Origin of the sequence: Rhodopirellula sp. MGV, from assembly GCF_002251265.1 — a bacterium.
Classification (GTDB): domain Bacteria; phylum Planctomycetota; class Planctomycetia; order Pirellulales; family Pirellulaceae; genus Stieleria; species Stieleria baltica_A.
Genome location: NZ_NPDI01000005.1, coordinates 226,726 through 246,050, shown reverse-complemented (window position 1 = coordinate 246,050; position 19,325 = coordinate 226,726). Strand labels below are relative to the sequence as shown.

At 55.4% G+C, this 19,325-nt stretch carries 16 protein-coding genes and 1 tRNA gene; 14 read left to right on the top strand and 3 right to left on the bottom strand.

All coding sequences use genetic code 11. The features are described 5' to 3' along the window. The first annotated feature begins 150 nt into the window (after positions 1 to 150). The 9 genes from aroF to CGZ80_RS03360 all read left to right on the top strand — a co-directional run bounded on the left by aroF (position 151) and on the right by CGZ80_RS03360 (position 7,337). Positions 151 to 1,188, top strand: a complete 1,038-nt coding sequence (gene aroF, locus CGZ80_RS03400; protein WP_094411342.1) for a 3-deoxy-7-phosphoheptulonate synthase — start codon at positions 151 to 153, stop codon at positions 1,186 to 1,188. Continuing rightward, entirely contained in the window at positions 1,185 to 1,940 is a 756-nt protein-coding gene (gene tpiA, locus CGZ80_RS03395; RefSeq protein WP_094411341.1) for a triose-phosphate isomerase, read from the top strand. Before aroF ends, tpiA begins: the two co-directional genes overlap by 4 nt. A gap of 69 nt (positions 1,941 to 2,009) precedes the next feature. Continuing rightward, a complete protein-coding gene (gene secG, locus CGZ80_RS03390) occupies positions 2,010 to 2,666 on the top strand; it encodes a preprotein translocase subunit SecG (RefSeq protein ID WP_094411340.1) in 657 nt (218 codons plus the stop codon). Between the two features lie 52 nt (positions 2,667 to 2,718). Continuing rightward, the gene (locus CGZ80_RS03385) at positions 2,719 to 3,744 is read left to right on the top strand and encodes a YicC/YloC family endoribonuclease (protein ID WP_094411339.1); all 1,026 of its coding nucleotides are present in this window, start codon (positions 2,719 to 2,721) and stop codon (positions 3,742 to 3,744) included. 91 nt (positions 3,745 to 3,835) lie between these two features. Further along, a complete protein-coding gene (gene gmk / locus CGZ80_RS03380) occupies positions 3,836 to 4,438 on the top strand; it encodes a guanylate kinase (protein ID WP_094411338.1) in 603 nt (200 codons plus the stop codon). Then, a complete protein-coding gene (locus CGZ80_RS03375) occupies positions 4,423 to 4,701 on the top strand; it encodes a DNA-directed RNA polymerase subunit omega (RefSeq protein WP_094411337.1) in 279 nt (92 codons plus the stop codon). The genes gmk and CGZ80_RS03375 overlap by 16 nt, the downstream gene beginning before the upstream one ends. 9 nt (positions 4,702 to 4,710) lie before the next feature. Beyond that, positions 4,711 to 5,334: a flavoprotein gene (locus CGZ80_RS03370; protein WP_094411336.1), complete on the top strand. Its 624-nt coding sequence runs from the start codon at positions 4,711 to 4,713 to the stop codon at positions 5,332 to 5,334. 45 nt (positions 5,335 to 5,379) lie between these two features. Next, complete coding sequence (locus CGZ80_RS03365) at positions 5,380 to 7,023, top strand: putative manganese-dependent inorganic diphosphatase (RefSeq protein ID WP_094411335.1); 1,644 nt, start codon at positions 5,380 to 5,382, stop codon at positions 7,021 to 7,023. Between the two features lie 230 nt (positions 7,024 to 7,253). After that, a tRNA-Leu gene (locus CGZ80_RS03360) sits at positions 7,254 to 7,337 on the top strand. Between the two features lie 72 nt (positions 7,338 to 7,409). On the opposite strand, the gene CGZ80_RS03355 is transcribed toward CGZ80_RS03360, so the two are convergent. Continuing rightward, on the bottom strand, positions 7,410 to 7,910 hold the full coding sequence (locus tag CGZ80_RS03355) for a DUF1269 domain-containing protein (RefSeq protein WP_094411334.1): 501 nt from the start codon (positions 7,908 to 7,910) through the stop codon (positions 7,410 to 7,412). Between the two features lie 199 nt (positions 7,911 to 8,109). On the opposite strand from CGZ80_RS03355, the gene CGZ80_RS03350 reads away from it, so the two are divergent. The 3 genes from CGZ80_RS03350 to CGZ80_RS27830 all read left to right on the top strand — a co-directional run bounded on the left by CGZ80_RS03350 (position 8,110) and on the right by CGZ80_RS27830 (position 12,120). Continuing rightward, on the top strand, positions 8,110 to 8,613 hold the full coding sequence (locus tag CGZ80_RS03350) for a DUF2199 domain-containing protein (protein WP_094411333.1): 504 nt from the start codon (positions 8,110 to 8,112) through the stop codon (positions 8,611 to 8,613). Positions 8,614 to 8,698: 85 nt separating this feature from the next. After that, positions 8,699 to 11,683 (top strand): FG-GAP-like repeat-containing protein, encoded by a 2,985-nt coding sequence (locus CGZ80_RS03345; RefSeq protein WP_094411332.1) that lies wholly within the window; start codon positions 8,699 to 8,701, stop codon positions 11,681 to 11,683. 269 nt (positions 11,684 to 11,952) lie between these two features. Further along, complete coding sequence (locus tag CGZ80_RS27830; RefSeq protein WP_158222531.1) at positions 11,953 to 12,120, top strand: hypothetical protein; 168 nt, start codon at positions 11,953 to 11,955, stop codon at positions 12,118 to 12,120. A 104-nt stretch (positions 12,121 to 12,224) separates the two neighbouring features. On the opposite strand, the gene CGZ80_RS03340 is transcribed toward CGZ80_RS27830, so the two are convergent. Further along, positions 12,225 to 13,505 carry a DUF1559 domain-containing protein gene (locus tag CGZ80_RS03340; RefSeq protein WP_094411331.1) on the bottom strand — a complete coding sequence of 427 codons (1,281 nt, stop codon included), beginning with the start codon at positions 13,503 to 13,505 and terminating at the stop codon, positions 12,225 to 12,227. A 414-nt stretch (positions 13,506 to 13,919) separates the two neighbouring features. After that, a complete protein-coding gene (locus tag CGZ80_RS03335) occupies positions 13,920 to 17,009 on the bottom strand; it encodes an FG-GAP-like repeat-containing protein (protein WP_094411330.1) in 3,090 nt (1,029 codons plus the stop codon). 142 nt (positions 17,010 to 17,151) lie between these two features. On the opposite strand from CGZ80_RS03335, the gene CGZ80_RS03330 reads away from it, so the two are divergent. Beyond that, a complete protein-coding gene (locus CGZ80_RS03330) occupies positions 17,152 to 18,648 on the top strand; it encodes an FG-GAP repeat domain-containing protein (RefSeq protein ID WP_143543719.1) in 1,497 nt (498 codons plus the stop codon). 215 nt (positions 18,649 to 18,863) lie between these two features. Further along, a complete protein-coding gene (locus tag CGZ80_RS27490) occupies positions 18,864 to 19,286 on the top strand; it encodes a hypothetical protein (protein ID WP_143543718.1) in 423 nt (140 codons plus the stop codon). Positions 19,287 to 19,325 lie beyond the last annotated feature (39 nt).

Genomic DNA, 19,325 nt, shown 5'->3' with positions numbered 1-19,325 from the left:
GATAGCAGCCAAAACGTTGGCTTCTTGGGGCTCGACGAGGCTCAACAATCGCTGTTTGCCCTCGACGACAACGGCACCAGCTAGCTAAACTCTGTGGCTCGATCGAGTTCCCGCCCCACTTCTGTAACCAATAATCCCCTCTGAACCACCGTGATTTTGATCCTCAAGGGCGGTGCGACCGAGCAACAAATCGACCACGTCATTCAACGTGTCGAAGCGCTCGGCCTGAAAGCCCACCTCAGCCGCGGCACGTTCCGCACCATCGTCGGAATCATTGGCGATGAATCAGAAATCGTGGTCGAATCAATCCGCGCGATCCCCGGCGTGGCCAAAGTCGTACCGGTTCTGCCACCGTACAAGCTCGCCTCCCGCGAAGCTCATCCGGAATCCAGCGTCGTCGATGTCAGCGGTGTCAAAATCGGCGGAGGCCATGTCGGCCTGATCGCCGGGCCGTGCAGCGTCGAAGAAGAAGACCGCATGCACCGTATTGCCGAAGCGATCGCCGCTTCGGGCGCGAACATCCTTCGCGGTGGTGCGTTCAAACCGCGGACCAGCCCCTACGCATTTCAAGGGCTGGGCGAAGAGGGGCTACGTCGATTGCGTGATGTCGGTGCCGCCCATGGCTTGCCCGTCGTCACCGAAGTCACCGACCCGCGTTTGGTTCCGTTGGTTGCCGAGTACGCCGACCTGTTGCAAATCGGCGCCCGCAACATGCAAAACTTCGCGTTGCTAAACGAAGTGGGTGCTTCGCAGCGTCCGGTGTTGCTGAAACGCGGCATGGCCGCGACCGTCGCTGACTTACTGATGTGTGCGGAGTACATCCTTTCGCAAGGAAACCCGAACGTCATCTTGTGCGAACGTGGCATCAAAGGCTTCGATCCCGCGACCCGCAACCTGTACGACGTTGCTGCCGTTCCATTGGTCCAGCAACTGAGTCACTTGCCGATCATCGTTGACCCGTCACACGCGACTGGAAAACCTGAATTGATTCCTGCCTGTGCATTGGCAGGTCTGGCCGCTGGCGCGGACGGGGTGCACATCGAAGTTCACGATTGCCCCGAAGTCGCCAAGAGCGATGGGCCACAGGCCCTGTTGCCCGAGCAATACGACGAGCTCGCGCAACAAATGAAGAAACTAGCTGAACTACTTGGAAAAACCGTATCACCTCTGCCGGAGACGACCGCATGAGCCGCCGAACCATCATCGCCGGAAACTGGAAAATGAACATGCGTGCTGACACCGCCGCAGCGCTTGCCAAAGGCGTTTCGGAAGCGGTCGGCGAAAACCCCAGTGTCGAAGTCGCTGTTTGCCCGCCTTCGGTTTACCTGCACTTGGTGTCGGACGTGTTGGCCGGATCCGCTGTCGGCCTGGGAGCACAAAATCTGTACCCAGCCGGTGACGGCGCTTACACCGGCGAAGTCAACGCCGCGATGCTGAGCGATTGCGGTTGCCGCTACGTCATCCTGGGGCACAGCGAACGCCGTGCACTGATGGGCGAAACCGACAAACAGGTCAGCGAAAAACTGGCTGCGGCATTGGCGGGCAACTTGGTCCCGATCGTTTGCGTCGGTGAAACATTGGAAGACCGCGAAGCGGGCAAAACCGAAGACGTTGTCGGAACGCAACTTCGCGGATCACTGGAAGGCCTGGACGAATCGCGTGCGACCGGCGTTGTCATCGCTTACGAGCCCGTTTGGGCGATCGGCACCGGCAAAACCGCCACCCCAGAACAAGCCGAAGACGTTCACGCGTTCATTCGCAACCTGCTGGGCGAACTGTTCACCCCAGAAGTCGCTTCCCAAATGCGTATCCAGTACGGCGGCAGTGTCAAACCTGGCAACGCCGAAGAATTGCTCGGACAACCCAACATTGACGGCGCACTTGTCGGTGGCGCCAGCCTGAAAGTCGACGATTTCGTCGGCATCATCAAAGCCGGTTGATCGAAGGATCGACAACTCGGTATTTCCAATCGCAAATACAAAACAAACCCAAACGGACTGTGAGCTCTAATGGCTGACTCAATTCATTGTGCCGTCTCGACTTCGCTCGAATCGCTGTCGTTCGTTTCGCTTCCGCTAGCTTCGCTCGGTAGCGCCGCGCTCGGCTGGGTGATGTTCATCCTGTCTGTCTTTTTGATCCTGCTGGTTTTGGTGCAGCGTGGCAAAGGCGGCGGACTGGCAGGCGCGCTGGGCGGTCCTGGTGGCCAAAGTGCGTTCGGCAGCAAAGCTGGCGACACCTTCACCGTGATCACCGCGGTTTCGGCGATCATCTGGGGTTTGGTCTGTGCAATTGCGATGTACACACTCGGCGTCCCGCCAATCGCCGTCGCTGACGACGAATTGGACCTGGACACGACACCGAGCTTGGTTTCACCAGATGCCGAAAACACCGCCGGCGGCTTGAGCGGCATGGGGCTGGAAGGCCTCGACTCGGAGATGTTCGGTGATGCATCTGCGTCGTCCGAAGAATCAACCGGCGAAACCCCTTCGGCCGAATTGACTCCGGCGGAACCAGCTGAAGAACCTGCAACGGAACCCGCTGCCGAGTCGACTGAGGAACCAGCCGCTGAGCCAACTGATTCGGCTGAGCCAGCTGAAGAACCTGCGGCAGAGTCGACCGAAGAGCCAACCGGCGACGCGAGCGAAGCCGCTGCGGCGGCCGAGTAATCGCCTCGCATGCGTGCGAAACCTTTTCTCCTGCACTGATTTTGTCTTGCCCATGACCACTGCTCCCGCTGCCAAGGCCGCCGAGGGTCCGACCGCGAAGGATCTCGACTGCGAAACCACGGGCAGCTCGCGCGCGTATGCCGTGTGCAGCATGACCGGTCAAGGCCGGGGAACAGGCGATTCCACGCTGGGGACACTGACCGTCGAGCTCCGTGCGGTCAACCACCGCGGATTCAAGTGCAGCCTGCGAACTCCCGAAGCCATTTCGCCCTTGGAATCGCGGATCGAGTCAGAACTGCGTCGGCATTTGCATCGTGGCGCGATCAACGTCAACGTTTCGGTCGAACGGCACGGCGGCCAAACGCCCGTGCAAATCAACCCGGCCGTCTTGGCAGATTACTTGCGTCAATGCCAACAAGCGATCACCGACAGCGGGATCGCTGGTGAGCATGTTACGATCAGCGCGGCGTCACTAGTTTCACTGCCCGGTGTCTTGACCGGCGACCAGGGGTCGAGCGATGACGACCAACTATGGAAACAGGTCAGTGTTGTTGTTACCGCGGCAGCGGCGAACTTGATTGAGATGCGGCAAACCGAAGGCCAGGCGATGGCTGAAACGCTGATCGCCGATTGCCAGACGATCCGCAAGCACGTTGACTCGATCGCCAAACTGGCCCCTCAGGTAGCCGATAACTACCGCGGACGATTGGAGACCAAGGTCAACCGGTTGCTGGCCGAATTCGACGCCGAGGTCGGCCCCACCGATCTGCTTCGCGAGGTCCAAGTCTTTGCGGACCGTACCGATATCAGCGAAGAGATCACGCGGCTGGGCAGTCACCTGACCTTGTTCGAAGCGGTGATGTGCGGCGAGAACGAAAACGCCAAGTCGGGCTCCGCAAAATCGGCTGCCGGGCGTGAAGAGCCCGCCGGACGCCGGTTGGATTTCATCACCCAAGAGATGTTCCGGGAGACGAACACGATCGGGTCAAAGGCCAACCATGCGGCAATTTCGGCGTTGGTCGTCGAGATCAAATGTGCGATCGAACGGATGCGAGAGCTGGTGCAAAACTTGGAATAGCTCGTTTGCTGACCTAGGCTTTTCTTTTTCTGACCATCCAACCGTCCCAACGACAACCAACGCGACGCCTTTTGTCGCGACGAACAGTTCCATGAGTGAATCGAACGCCGCGAAGTTGATTATCATTTCCGGGCCCAGCGGTGCGGGCAAGTCCACAGTGACCAAGCGGCTGATGGCCGAATGCGGACTACCACTGCGGATGAGCGTTTCGGCGACCACCCGTCAGCCTCGCCCTGGCGAAGTTCCCGGAAAGGCCTATCATTTTGTTTCTCAAGACGAATTTGATCGCCTTCGTGAAGAGCGAGCGTTCCTGGAATGCAAAGAGGTGTTTGGCCGCGGACACTGGTATGGGACGCTCAAGAGTGAAGTGACCGATGGCATCAAGTCGGGCCAGTGGGTGATCTTGGAGATCGACGTCCAGGGCGCGTTGGACGTGATGCAGCACTCGGATTTGGACCATATCTCGCTGTTCATCCATCCCGGTTCGATGGACGAACTGGAGCGGCGGCTGCGAGACCGGGGAACCGAAAGCGAAACGGCAATCCAAAGTCGGCTGGAAACCGCTGCCGACGAGATGCGTTTCGTGCACGAATATCAATACGAAATTATCAACGGTGCGGTCGATGCGGCCGTCGCCCAAGTTTGCCGAATTCTGAAAGACCACCAGGAGAACCAGGTATGCTCGAAGAACTAAAAGACGAAGAAACCGTCAACAAGGTTGGTGGGCGTTTTAAGCTAAGCACGCTGATCCAAAAGCGATTGGTCCAGCTAAACCAAGGCAGCCGAGCGCTCGTCAATATCGACACCCACGACAAAATGTCGATCGTGTTGAAAGAGATTTTGCAAGACAAGATCTTCTTGAACACCGACAACGAAGTCGAACAAGTCACCGAGTTGGACTTGGACGCAACCATCGCGGCTGCCGAAGCACCCGATCTCGATGCCTCCGATCTGTAGGCACTCGGCGTGACCGAATCGGCCGATCCGAAACAGCCATTCCGCCAACCACTTGCGCCCAAACGCATTTTGTTGGCGGTCGGTGGCGGAATCGCAGCTTATAAGTCCGCGACACTCTGCAGTCGCCTTGCTCAGGCCGGGCATCACGTCCAAGCCGCGATGACACACTCGGCGACCGAGTTTCTAGGCGCGGCAACCCTGACCGCCCTCTCCGGACGCCCCGTCGCGATTGCGTCTTTTGATAAGTCGCACCCACTCGGCCCCCATATCGAACACGCCGATGGGGTCGATCTCATGATTGTTGCACCGGCAACGGCAAACCTCATCGCCAAGTTCGCACATGGGATTGCCGACGACCTGATCAGCACGCTCTATTTGCAAAACCTCGCGCCGGTTCTGATCGCGCCGGCGATGAGCGACCCGATGTGGTCCAAGCCCTCGGTGCAGCGTAACATCGCACAACTGGCCGAGGACGGATGCCATCTCGTCGGCCCAGAATCGGGCTGGCTTTCGTGCCGCGTCCGTGGTACCGGACGCATGAGCGAACCGGAGACCATCCTTGCCCATGCAATGGATCTCCTCGTCTCAAGAAACCACTTGGCTTCCGATCAACCGTCCGACGACGGAAGCTAAACCCAACCACACCGCGATCCTGTTCATTATCCGAAAGCATTCACCATGCCCCTTCTCGTTTTTGGCCATCGCAACCCGGATACCGACGCGATTTGCGCCGCGATCGCTTACGCCGATTTCCTGCGTCGTACCACACGGCCGGATGCAATCGCCGCTTGTTGTGGTGCACCCAACCAACGCACCGAATTCGCGCTGAAGAAAGCGGGACTATCTCATCCACGAATCGTCATGGATGTGCGTCCGGCGATCGAAGATGTTTGTCAAACGGATGTCACGTCGGCGACCTGCGATGAAGTCTTTTACGAAGTTTATCGCCGGATGGATGAACGCGGTTTACGAAGCATCCCGGTTGTCGATGACGATGGAAAACTCGTCGGCATTGTCACGCTGCTGGACCTGCTGGAGCTGGTCCTTAACAGCAACGTCGACCCGACAACTGGACGCCAAGTTCGTACCAATTTGACCAAGATCGTTTCGGTCTTGGGTGGCGAATTCCAACACGCCGTCGAACCCGATCGTGACGAAGACTTGATCGTCAGTGTTGGTGCAATGAGCGCCGGCGGATTTACCGAACACATCAAGCAGTTTCCTGCTGATCGCTTGATCGTCGTCAGTGGCGACCGCCCAACCGTTCAATTGCCAGCCTTGGAACTGGGTGTTCGCGCCTTGGTGGTGACTGGCGGCTATGAACTGAGCGAAGGGCTGTTGCAACTGGCACAAGTTCGTGGCATCGCCGTACTTCGCAGCCCTTTTGATACCGCGACGACGACCATGCGGATCAAAGCGGCTCAACTGATCAGCGGTGTTGTCGAAAAGGACTTTATGTCACTGCCGGCGCGGATGACCGTTTCCGACGCGCGGCGAGAAATATTCCGCTCGCCGCAAACGATCTTCCCTGTGCTGGAAGATGGAAAACTCGTCGGCGTGCTCAGTAAAAGTGACTTGGTGAACCCGCCCAAACCGGAACTGGTGCTCGTCGATCACAACGAAATCGGACAAGCCGTCCCAGGTGCGGACGAGGCACGGATCGTCGAAGTCTTGGACCATCACCGATTGGGCGGATCGCTGAAATCGACCGAACCGATCCGGTTGACGATGGAGCCGGTTGGATCGACCTGTACCTTGGTCGCCAAGATGTTCCGTGGTGCCGGGATCGATCCAGACCCGTCGATCGCATTGTGCATGGCATCGGGAATGATCAGCGACACCTTGTTCTTGCGTTCGCCAACAACCACCTCGACCGATCGCGACATCCTCAATTGGCTTCAGCGATTCTGCAAAGTTCAACTCGATGAGTTTGCAAGCGACTTCTTTTCGGTCGGTTCGGCGCTACGAACTTGCAGCCCCGATCAAGTGGTCCGAGAAGACTGCAAGCACTTCGAAGAGTCAGGACAGAAATTCTCGATCTCGCAAATCGAGGAAATCGGATTCGACCTGTTCTGGCAACGAAAGGACGAACTGTTTAGCGCCTTAGAAAGCATGGCGGACTCCCAGCAGTTGGAGTTCAGCGCACTGCTGGTTACCGATATTTCCAGCAATGGCAGCTTGTTGATGATGAGTCGCGAGCCGCAGGGTTGGGAAGAGATCAACTATCCAGAACTGGAAGACCGCCTGTACCAGCTTGATGGGGTCGTCAGCCGGAAAAAGCAACTGCTGCCGTTGATCAGCAGCTTGATGGAGTCGAACTGATTTTCACCCCGATCTTGGGGGCGAACCAGGACTGAACCGGTACGCATTCGTTGAAATTGGCTGCAGACAATCACCAAAACTGTCGAAACAGGAATATCCGGCGACAAACCTCGATTGGCAATCGACGTAATTTCAAAACGTCTGCGTGAACCGGCTTGCACGATTGATCGTCGTATTGGATACTTCAGGACTTCCGTGATGCAGGTGATTCACCGGCCACGGTCACAAATGCCGAAGTGGCGGAATTGGCAGACGCGTTGGATTCAAAATCCAATTCTGGCAACAGAGTGAGGGTTCGAGTCCCTCCTTCGGTACTGGTCGATCAAAACGACCATAAATCAAAAGCCCAGTGGCTCCGAGATCGGACCACTGGGCTTTTTTTTTGCTTAGCCGGGGTAGCGTTCTAGCGACTTGCAGTCGACGGTGTGCAACAAACGCTGCGCCTCATCGATCCGAACCACATCATCCGTTGCGACGACAATCAATTGGTCGCCAGCTTCGACGGCTTGTTCGTAGGTGGACGCAACGTCTTTTTCGACACCCCATTTTTCCGCCGCGCTTAGCACGCCGCCACCGACCGCCCCCGCAGCCATTCCGGCGAGCGGCCCTGCGATCATCAACGGCCCCAGCAATGTTGCCGTGCCAAGCAATGTCCCCACGGCACCGCCGGCAACTGTTGCACCCGCTGTTGCCGCGCCACTGGCAGCACCATCACTGGCAGGTCCCACTTCGGCAACACCTTGGCTTGGTATCGCTTTTCGAACGTCGGAACTGCGCTGGATGAGAGACACTTCGTCGGCAGTGAAGCCGGCCTTGTCGAGTACTTCGATCGCGGTATGGAATTGATCTTCGTCGCTGTATTGTGCGACAACACATTGGTCGTTCATCTTTCAAACCTCAGCAAGAGTGATAGCGTTCGCTTTCAAATTCACCTACCAATTCATTGGCGAGTAATTTGATTGAACGGCAAAGCTACTGGGCTGGCCGCTGTTTCCTCCGAACGCAGGCTACAGCGATGGTGAATGGCAACCTGCATGCCAAAACGGCTTCTTGCGATTCTCGATACGATCCAGCCGAGCACCATTGATGACCGGATTCCATTGTTCCGCGTGTGGCGAATTTCATGACTCCCTTCCGATGTCCTATGGGACCGCTGCGCCGCTGATGTGGTCACAGATCCCCGAGGATAAACGTCAATCACGTTGCGAGCTGAGCGAAGATCTGTGCGTGATCGATGACACCCATCGATTCATCCGTGGTTGCCTTGAACTGCCGGTTCTCGATAGCAACCAACCGTTTGTTTGGGAGGTATGGTGCTCGCTGAGCGATTCAAGTTTTCGTGACTGCATTGAGCGTTGGGATCAGGAGGGACGTAAAAATGCGCCGCCTTATTTCGGTTGGCTTTCAACAGCGTTACCGCTTTATCCGAGCACTGTCAATTTAAAGACACACGTTCATACGCGAGCATTGGGCCTGCGACCACGAGTTGAGCTGGAACCGACTGATCATCCGCCTGCCATCGAGCAGCGAGAAGGGATCCGTTGGGAACAAGTCAAGGCGATCGCTGAAGCGTTGCTGCATCCTGAGTGAGGTGCCGTTTGTGAAACGACGCTCGCGATCCGCTAAACTGGTGGTCTGTTCTTGATCGCTACGCCATTCATTCTGTGGTCGCTCGATGGAGGTGCTACGAAAAAGCTTGGTCGCCGCTGCGCTGCCGGCTTTGTTAATCGGTTGTGGAACTTCATCGCCAAAACCAAACGCCGAGTCGTCGACGCATCGTGCCGAGTCTCAATCGACATTTGATCGTGAGAAAAGTCTGGACGCGATTCGGTCAGCGATCACATCGGGCGATCAAGCCGCGGCCCAGGGCTTGGTCAGCGATCATCTATTGCGATTACCGGGAGACGCGTCCGCGCTCGCGTTTGCGTCACAACTCGCCCGGCTCGACGGTGACATCGATCGTGCGGTCGAACTGCTCGATCAAGCGGCCGTATCGGCAGACGATCACACGAAATGGGCCAAACGTGCGGCGGAGGTGATGCAAACGGCCGGTCGGACCGAGGAAGCCATCAAACGCTATGAAGCGATTTTAATCGACGAGCCTGACGATTTTGAATGCCGCCATGATCTGGTCGTCACGTTAAACCAGCGCGGCTTTCGTGCGCGTGCCAACCACCATGCCCGCGAGCTTTGCTCGCGTGGGGAGGCAAACGTCGATGAACTCCGTGCCTTGCTTTTTCCCATTCGGGCATTTGTCGGCTTTGACGAGAAGCCCGATTCAAGCGATGCTGAAACCCTCACGAAATACGGCGAACTGAACGTCGCACGCGCACTGCACAGCGAGGGTGATTCGCGGGAAGCGATCGAATTGCTACGACAAAGCGAGTTGGTGCGTGCGAAAGATCCCGAAGCCGTTGCGTTTTACCTGCGGGTGCTTGCCGATGCAAAGCTGCTCGATTCGCTGCGAGCATCGGTTCTGCAAATGCCGGCATCTTCGTCAGACTATGCGGATGATTGGATCGCGATTGGCGAATTGGCGATGGAGGATCGTGAGTATCGCGCCGCAGTCGGGCTTTATTTACAAGCTGTTCAGCGCGAGCCTGGCGATGCAGCCGCGTATGATCGTTTGCGTCATGCACTCGCTGCCGCTGGCGAAGCTGCCTTGGCCGACAAGGTCGCAAAGCATGCGGTCGAGACAAACTTTGCCAAACAATTGGCGCGGCAGCTGCTGACTCGGTCCGAATTCGATTCTGCTGCCGTGGATCAGCTTTCCAAGACACTGACCAACCTAGGTCGGTCGCCGGAGGCAGTGGGTTGGTATCGTCTCAACTTGATTTCGTCGGGACGCTACCAATCCTCGCACGCCGCGATCGGTCAAGCTGTCGAGTTATTCAATACAGACGACGTTCGCGCCCAGATGCTTGTCGCTATCCGCTGTGGGTTAGACGAGTCAGCATTTCCGCATCAGCAATGGCTCGCATCCATCCAAGACTCGAAACGTTCCGTGAGCCCCAACAACGGTACCAGCGAGATCGCAACCAGCATCCAGTCAGCCCCCGCACTTGTTCCCAAGTTTAGAAATACCGCTCGCTCGAACGCTTTGCATTTTCGCCATCGCAATGCCGCAACGCCTCGTGACAAGTACTGGTTGATCTATCAACAACTTGGCTCCGGGATCGCGTGCGTTGATTTCGATCGCGATGGGCAGCTGGATTTCTATTTGGCCCAGGCGGCAAGCGATCCGCCAAGTGGCGTGGCGAAACAAGCCAACGTGTTGTATCGGCAGATTGACAATCGATTTGTTTCCGTCGCCATGAATGCCGGATGCGACGATGTCGGATATGCATTCGGTGTGACAGCTGGCGATTGGAACCAAGACGGTTGGCCTGATTTGGTGGTCGCCAACTTGGGACAGAATACATTACTGATCAATCAAGGTGACGGCCGGTTTGTCACACACGTTCCAGGCGATGATTGGACAACCCCAATGTTCTCAACCGGCGTTGCAATGGGAGATTTGAACGGGGACCTTTTGCCAGACCTTGTTGAAGTCAATTACCTCAACGACCCTGAAATTTTTCGTGATTTGGAATTCGATCTCAACGGTAAGCCGACTTACTTTCCAGCACCGCTGCACTTTCATGCCGCATCCGATCGTGTTTTTCTTTCCAAGGGCGACGGTAACGCGAATGCGGTGCCGCTGGGACCTGACAACACTGCCGCGCCAGGACTGGGTGTCCTGGTTACTCGACTGGGAACCGAGCGGCAAAACGGTTTGTATGTCGCAAACGATCGGATGCCCAACCAACTATGGCATTGGAACACGAGTGCGCAGGGCTTCGCGGATTCTGCTGCGGGACGAGGCATTGCGTTTGGCACCAGTGGTCAGCCGATGGGATCGATGGGAATCGCGGCCGCCGATTTCGACCAAAACGGACAGCTCGATTTGCATGTGACCAACTTCGAAAATGAATGGTCGAACCAATACATGCAGGATGTCTCGGGGCACTTCAGTGACCGCGTCGTTGCGTTCGGACTTGAGCAGCAAAGCTATCCGATGGTCGGGTTCGGCGCCCAAGCGATTGACTTTGATAACAACGGTGCGGTTGATCTGGTTGTTGGCCAAGGCCACATCGAAGACCACCAAGACGAAGGACGTCCCTTCGCAATGCCAACGGAACTGTTTCGCGGCGACAGACGAAAGTTTACGCCGGTCGAAGCGCTAGGCGACGACGGCTATTGGCAATCCAATCACCTCACCCGAGCAGTCGCAACGTGTGACTACAACAAAGACGGGCGGATTGATTTTGTCACGACCGAATTGAACAGTGATGTCTCGCTGTTGGTCAATGAGACGGCAACGCCGTACCACTGGATCCAGTTTGAACTCGTTGGGACGGCTTGTGAACGCGATGCGATCGGAGCACAACTGATCATTCAGTTTGGCGAACAACGTGTGATACAAACGGTGCAGACCGGCGACGGTTACATGTCAAAGAACGAAGCAATCGCCCACTTCGGACTAGGAACGGCGTCTCAAGTCGATCGATTGCATCTCGTCTGGCCTGATGGCAGCGAGCAGACATTCGACGAATTGCCAATCGACCATCGCTGGTTGATCATTCAAGGACAAAGACAAGCCTGGAAGGATCGCGAATGAGACGCAGTCACCGCAATGCCTCATATCTGCACGGAAAAGCAACGACTAATTCTGTTGTGGCAGTTGTTTTCCTGTCGGCGAATCAAATTGTTGCTGCCGCACTTGCTCTTGTAGGCAGTCATGCGATGTTCAAGTTTGCGGTCCCGCGTCACTAGGTCGTGGGAAGTTCGGATTATCGAATGCTTGACAACAACAAGGCAGACGCAAACGCTATACTTTAAAGCATTGTGTTTTAAGGTTTATGCCAAATTGAGAGTAGGGATAGATCCATGGTTCGGAAATTCGGATTGGCGCTATCATGCGTCTGCGCATTGATGGCCGCTGGTTGTGGCGGTGGTGGTAACGTTGTGGAGGATGCATCGGATGCCGATGTGCAGTCCTACGAAGAAATGCTCGCTCAAGAAGAAGCCGCTGGCAGCGCCAACGCTGACAAATAGCGAGAGACAAACTCAAAAGAAAACCTCTGTTGCACCATGATGATGCAACAGAGGTTTTTTGTTTGCCTGGACGTTTATCCGCCCAATTACTGGCATCCGACCGATTACTGGCCGATTGGTTCGTCGATCACTTCACGACTGGCGCGGGTACCGAGTGCGCCCCAAATACCATAGGGACTCGGTGAGCCCGGGACATTGAGATTTTCCGGTGTACCCTTGGTGTAGACCTGTGGGTTCCGCGGATTACCAGCTTCGATCGAGTCGCTGATAAAGACGACCGCACCATCACCCATCAGAATATGCACACCGCCCTGGTGATTACTTGATGGCGGACCGATCAAAGTGTTTCCGGCATTGTTGATCCCAACCAACTCTGCGTTGGGCGGCAAGATCGTACACATGCCCGAATAGTTGATCCGGAAGTCAGCCCAGCGGAAACCACGACCTGCGGTATTCCCTTCGACAGCGACCGTTGCCAACCAGAATCTCGGACGAGCCGGGTCGATTTGGTTGTTGTCGAAACACCACTTCGGGTTTTGCAGAATGACCGAGTTGTCGTCACCGGCCAGGTTGGCGTTCAGCGTCTGGATGCCGCGAATATCACGGTCACCGAGGTACGTGATGATTTCACCCATCATGACCGTGTTGGACAATCCGTCGAGCACATCGCGAAACTTGGTCGCTTTGTGCGGCACGAACATTCCACGGTCTGACGCGTTGGAGTGAATCGCCAGGTTGTCCGTCGGCTTAGGAACGAAGAAATCCGATCGTGCCTGGCCACGATCAAAATCCTTGTGCCCAATCACTGACCAGTGAATCGAGTCGCCCATGCAAGCTGCATAGTTCGTCCGTCCCAGCGCCGGCAATCCAACACCAGGGTCGCTCGGGCAGCGAAGAACCGGTAACTCCGTCACCCATGGCACGTAGTGGTTCAGCTGCGGAGTTGGCCCCATCGCTGGCCAAGGAATCGCGTAAGGCGTTGAGGGGTCAGTGGCATTGACCACACTGGGATTACTAATGTGATCCCAAAGACCTTGCTGTTCCATAAACGGGGTGATGCCGACAAGCATGCTTAGTCGCCATGCGTTTGCGTCACCATAACTGGACCACCAATTGGTGGTTGCGTCGGCGACACCTTGATTGGCGTTGCCGCCAGCCGGGCTGTCAGTCCCCGCACCATGCATCGGCATCTGTTTGTATGCCGAATGATAGTTGTGGATAGCGAGCCCGAGTTGCTTGAAATTATTGGAGCAACTCATCCGTCGAGCCGCTTCACGCGCGGCCTGAACTGCTGGCAAAAGCAAACCAACAAGAATCCCAATAATTGCAATCACAACAAGCAATTCCACCAGCGTGAATGCCTGTCGAGAAGTCCTTCGATTCATATCGCACCTCTCTGAAATGAATCTCTTTTGACGTGTAACTACAACGGTGTAGCTAACTAGAGGATATCAACCGGAGCATTCGCGAATGAATTTCTGCGTGCAAAAAATCACAGGAAGGCGAAAATAAACTCAATTCCTTTTCGGTGCGCCGGACCACGCTGCGTCCGCACGAGGGAGTGTTCATCGTTGTTAAGCTTGCATTGGCAAGCGAAGTGGATCGTAAATGTGACACATTGGAGCACTGTCAAAGTGATATCAAATGCACGTTTGTGCAGATCCAAGAATCAGATAGTTGAGACTTCGTTTCCTTAATTGACAAATTATGAGCGTTTGCGAACGTGGCACCTGTGGGTGCGAACCAATCTCTAAACTTCACGATTCCCAATAACACATTATTTTCGCAAGTGAGAAACCCTATCGTCCTTGTACTAAGATCGATTCTTGATTGATTGGTACTCGTACGAAGTTCTCTTCCTGACCATCAGGCCAAGAAACCTGCACATCAACCGATTGATTGGCGACAGAGCCCAATCCGACGTGCAATACCGGATCGTTACTGCATTGGTAGCCATCGCCTGAGATTCGATAGGAGTACAGCGTTTGGTCGGGTGTTGTGATTCGCACAGTGCTTCCAACGGCGTCACGCGACGAACGCGTGCCCTTGAGCGACAGTCGGATCCAGTCTCCCTGCGACGGACTTTGGTTGATGATCAGCGCTGTTGGTTCGGTCTGATGGGTGACAGCGAAGTCAATCAAGCCATCACGGTTCGCATCCAAGGTCCACAAGCTGCGTCCGACATGTGGATTGGCGAAGTAGCGTCCGATTGAAGGGACATTGGCGAGAACGAAGTGGCCGAGTCGATCTTGTTGAAAGATCTGTGTCGGCTGTTGATAGAGAGCTTTTTCGTCACCGCGAGAAAACAGGTCAACGTGCCCATTGGTGACGACAAGCTCCAATATCCCGTCGTTGTCTAAGTCGATCGCTTCGGTACCGAATGCGACTAACGGCAACGTCGTATCGGAGAGTCCAGCTTGGCTGGTTGAATCTTGCCAAATGCCGCTGGCGGCCTGCATGTGCAGTGTATTGATTTCCTTGGAAAAGTTTGTCACGTACAAGTCCAAATCTCCATCGCGATCGATGTCTGCGGTGGCGATTCCCATCGATCCCATGGGAATTCCCCGATCATCGCCGGCCAAGCCACGCAGCATTGCCGTCTCGCTGAAGATTGGTTGGTCGGCAACGTCGCTACGACTGGCGATTCCCCAGTAGTGATTCGCGGTCATGTCGTTTGCGATGAAGACTTCGACGCCGGGCTGGCCATCCAAGTCACCTGCGACGATACCGAGTCCTCGCCCTGGCGATTCGAGTGTAGCGTTCCACTTTGAGGAGACATCTACAAACGTTCCATCGCCGTTGGCATGCAAAAATCGGTCATCACGGGCGGCAAATTTCATTGGTGAGCAGGACCTCATGAAGTCCATCCCCGTGACAGGACAGCCCACGGTGACAGGCCCCAACGTGTCGCAGTAATTCACGATCACGATGTCATTTAATCCGTCGCCGTCCAGATCAGCAATTGCGGCACTGCTGGACCATTCGTCATCTGGTTCAGGCGGAAGAAGTTTGTCGGATTCATAAAAGGTGCCATCTCCTTGATTGACAAACAATCGGTTGGGCCCGTAGTTGAGCACCAGAACATCTGGAAACCCGTCTTCGTTGACATCACCGATTGCGACGCCTTGGCCAAATCCACGGTCGTCGGCTAGACATTGATTCCCGCAGGCAACGAATTCGCCGCCAAGATTGCGAAACAATTCATTCGCCTCGCTATCACGGTTTGGTGGGGTACCGCCGGCTGCAACCAAATACAAATCGCTATTGCCATCGAGATCAAAGTCAATCGTCCCGCCACCGCAACCGAGCGTTTGGTACAGCATGATTCCGGGTTGATCGAGCGTCTCGCTTGTACGTCCCCAAAACGTCAATCCGCGTGACTGCGCTTCGTCCTCTAGTTGAAAACGATCGGAAACAACAGTCCGGGCTGCCTGACCAAGACGCAGATTTCCTACGAGACCGGGCTCGGAATACGAAGGCGCCGAGACAACACTTTCGATTTCTGGTAAAGGCAACGCAGTGCGAAGCGGTTCAAAGTCCGGTTGCTCATCGTCGAGTTGCCAAGGCGTGTCCTGTTGCAGTTTCGCGACAAGTGATTTCCGATAGCCCAGCACATCGACTGACTCGTCCTCGGGAAGCGTTGTGGCGATCGATGCCCATGCTTCGGCTTCCCAAAGTCGACCAAGATGCTCCAGTGACTTTGCCAAATCAATCACGATCGCCTGCGAGATCCCGCCGGTTTTGGTGAATCGATTTTTCAGTTGTTGCAAACGCCCCAGGCCCAAGGCACGACGATTCACGGCATCGATAAAGTCTGCGGTGATTAGATCTTCGTCGCTTGGATTTTTCGATTCATCGGAATCGAGCTTCACCATCAACGTCGCCATTCGAGTCCAGATTTGAACGACGTCTGGGTCTTTGCAATTGGCTGCTTCGATATACGCACGCAAAGCAGCCTTGGGCTGGCCTTGGTGGTCTGCCCAATCGCCGAGGGAAAGCCAATAACCAGGATAATCCTCGATTCCCGGCGACTGCTGTGACGCCCAATGACGAATCGAGTCGAATCGTTTGGCCGCACTCAGCGATTGGCCAAGCAGCGCTTGTGCGGGAAAGTATTTTGGATGAGATTCGGTGATCTGTTGCAGCGTTGCGATCGCTTGATCAAATTTGCTTTGATCAAAACTCTTCTTGGCCTCGCCGAGCAGCGGTCGTTTGTCGTCGGGGTTCCGGTCGACCATTTGCGACAGCGGAGCCGAATCGAGAAAACGTCGCTCGGTGTTGCTCATCGATTGCAGGAGCTCGACATCGATTTGCCGAGCCCGAACGAGTGCTTGACCATGCCGGAGGGCTGGGACTCGATTTTCTGAACCGATGTAAAAATCAAACAGCCAACGCCGATTTTGGTTTTGATCCGGATTCTGTGCGATCGCTTGTTCCAAGAACGAAATGCCTTCGTGGAATTTCCCAATCCCGATTAGTGCGATCATTGCCTGGCGAACTCGCCCCGCGTTGGCATAACGCTCATTGCCGCATGCGGTAACGAGCCAATTTGCCGATTGCTCTTTGTGATCTTTCTGAAACGCCGCCTGAGACATTAGCACCAAGACATTCGGATCCAATCCATCGATTCCATTCGGTGAATTCGTCGCCAAGTACTCTGCCGCTTGATACGCTTCGGTCCAGTTTCCTTTGCGCGTCGCGATTTTCAAACTGCCTTCGGCGTTCGCAAATTGAGGCCGGTCGGACAATTGACTTGGCGAATCACCATCACCTTTCGAACTCGTCGAATCGCATCCGATCGAAATCACGAACAGCAAGTTTGCAACTGTCAGAACGACGACGATGCCGGTCCGTTGACATAGAATAGAAGTGGCTTTGGAAACATTCACGCGACTTAAACCGTCAATCAAATCAATTTCAGTGACATCATCTACTTTTCAATCCAACTCACCATTCTACCCAAGCCGCGCTCGCTGGCGTCGAATCTCGGACCTGTTTTGTTGGATCGTTTTGGTCGGTCTGAATGGTTGTTTGAATTCCGCACGTCAGACACCGGAAGGCTCAGCCAACCGTTTAAAAAGTGATGAGATCGAATTGATCCAATCCGTCGGCCCTCAAGTCAAAGCGTTCTGCGGAGATTGCCACGCGATGCCGCGTCCGACAAGTTCACCGGTCGATGAGTGGGAGATGGAAATCATCCAGGGATTTGATTTGTACCGGCAATCTGGAAGAACAGATCTGAACGTACCCGAGCAGTTGAACGTCGAGCGTTTTTTTAAACTGCAAGCTCCCGCCGAATTGGCGCTGCCTGTGCCGTCGACTTTGAATTATCCGCCCGCTGAACTTCCGCACCAACAATCGTTTGTCAGACAAGAGCGTCGGCGTCCCCCGGGAGTGACACACTTGGGCTGGTATGACCTGGGACTCGAGTCGACGCCCGGGAACGCAATCTTGTATTGCGATATCGGCAACGGATCAGTGAACGCGATCTGGCCAAACGAATCTCAAACCGAACCCAAGCGACTGGCAACTCTGTTGCAGCCGGTCCACTTGGACGTAGGTGACCTGGATCAAGACGGGAACTTGGATGTGTTAGTCGCCGACATTGGCGAATTCAACGCGGCGGACAGCGACCTGGGACGCATGGTTTGGCTGCGGGCCAAAGGCGACGAGTCATTCGAAACCGTTGTGTTGGCAGACAACCTGAGCCGCCCCTCGGACATTCGCGCCGCCGACTTTGACGGCGATGGCGACACTGATGTTTTGTGCGCAACGTTCGGCTGGCGAAATAGCGGCGAAACGTTTCTGTTGGTGAACGAAGGCAACGGTCCCGATGGCAAGCCAACCTTCCGCCGAAAATTGTTGGATCCGCGACACGGGACCGTACATGTCCCGATTGTCGACTTTGAAGGTGACGGAGATCTCGATTTCGTTGCCCTGATCAGCCAAGAACACGAACGCATCGAACTGTTTCGCAACGATGGGCAAGGCAATTTCGAGAGTGAACTGATTTGGGCCGCACCCGATCCGGCCTACGGCTCCAGCGGCATCGAGTTAGTGGACATGGATGGCGATGGCGACTTGGACATTCTTTACACCAACGGCGATTCCTTTGATCGCGGTGCCAAACCCTATCACTCAGTCCAGTGGCTGGAGAATGATGGCGAGCTTCCAATGGAACGACATCAGATTGGATTGATGCCGGGCGTGCTGAACGCCACCGCCGGCGATTTTGATCTCGATGGCGATATGGATGTGATCGCCGTGGCACTGCTTGCGCGAGATGTTTCGTCCAAATGGGTCGAACAAGGATCCTCGCCGATCGTTTTGTTCCGGCAAAACAGCGACGGCACCTTTGAACCGTCTCGGTTGCCCAGTCGCTTTCATGACCATCTCTCCGTGATCCAGGCGGACTTCAATCAGGATGGCAAACCAGACTTTGCAACGGGCAGTTTCTTCCGTGTGATCGGAAACTACGACCCTAAGGAACTCGAACAACCCGAGCTGATGATCTGGAAATCAGAGTAAACAGGTTTGCTTGCAAAACATGTGACTGGCGAAGCAACGTCGACCTTGGCACACCCAGCCAACTGGGCAACTTAAGCAACCTACGTCGCCGTGGTGTTTTCGGTAATCCAGCCGTCTTGGCGTGATCGGTTTCACACTGGAGGCAACAACATCCGATCAACCACTACGAAGCGGTCTTTCAAATCGACGCGTTCGTTCGTCATTGCTATCGAATCATGCTTTCCCGTTCCAACCGAATCACAGGTCTGCTGTACCACTTGGTCATCGTGATGGTGATCGGTTGCTTCCCAGTACGTGCCGTACCTTGCGGTGCCGAGGCTTTCGGGGCGGAGAATTGCCAGGGCCATCATTGGTGCGACCACAACCAATCATGTGAGCACCATGGTGAAGGCCGACATTGCGACGAGCACTCCCATGAAGCCGGTGAAGGCTGCCATGGCGGGTGCCCGCGATGCAGTGCCGCGCCGAACTTGGCGGTTTTGCCGACGGCTTTCGTGTTCGAGCGTTTGCCGACAGCACTGATCACGCCAGCACCAGGAGATCACGCCAGTCGATCGGCGTTCCAAATACGGCGAGAGCGTGTGCCACTGCCGCGAGGTTCCACCAGCGAATTAAGACCGTTGGTTCTGCGGATTTGATCGATGACGATTCTCCCGATGCAACTCGTTTTCCTATCG

Bases quoted from the DNA above. Each gene is read 5' to 3' on its own strand.
- tpiA (WP_094411341.1), top strand. From the start codon at position 1,185: ATGAGCCGCCGAACCATCATCGCCGGAAACTGGAAAATGAACATGCGT.
- secG (WP_094411340.1), top strand. From the start codon at position 2,010: ATGGCTGACTCAATTCATTGTGCCGTCTCGACTTCGCTCGAATCGCTG.
- CGZ80_RS03385 (WP_094411339.1), top strand. From the start codon at position 2,719: ATGACCACTGCTCCCGCTGCCAAGGCCGCCGAGGGTCCGACCGCGAAG.
- gmk (WP_094411338.1), top strand. From the start codon at position 3,836: ATGAGTGAATCGAACGCCGCGAAGTTGATTATCATTTCCGGGCCCAGC.
- CGZ80_RS03375 (WP_094411337.1), top strand. From the start codon at position 4,423: ATGCTCGAAGAACTAAAAGACGAAGAAACCGTCAACAAGGTTGGTGGG.
- CGZ80_RS03365 (WP_094411335.1), top strand. From the start codon at position 5,380: ATGCCCCTTCTCGTTTTTGGCCATCGCAACCCGGATACCGACGCGATT.
- CGZ80_RS03355 (WP_094411334.1), bottom strand. From the start codon at position 7,910: ATGAACGACCAATGTGTTGTCGCACAATACAGCGACGAAGATCAATTC.
- CGZ80_RS03350 (WP_094411333.1), top strand. From the start codon at position 8,110: ATGACCGGATTCCATTGTTCCGCGTGTGGCGAATTTCATGACTCCCTT.
- CGZ80_RS03345 (WP_094411332.1), top strand. From the start codon at position 8,699: ATGGAGGTGCTACGAAAAAGCTTGGTCGCCGCTGCGCTGCCGGCTTTG.
- CGZ80_RS27830 (WP_158222531.1), top strand. From the start codon at position 11,953: ATGGTTCGGAAATTCGGATTGGCGCTATCATGCGTCTGCGCATTGATG.
- CGZ80_RS03340 (WP_094411331.1), bottom strand. From the start codon at position 13,505: ATGAATCGAAGGACTTCTCGACAGGCATTCACGCTGGTGGAATTGCTT.
- CGZ80_RS27490 (WP_143543718.1), top strand. From the start codon at position 18,864: ATGCTTTCCCGTTCCAACCGAATCACAGGTCTGCTGTACCACTTGGTC.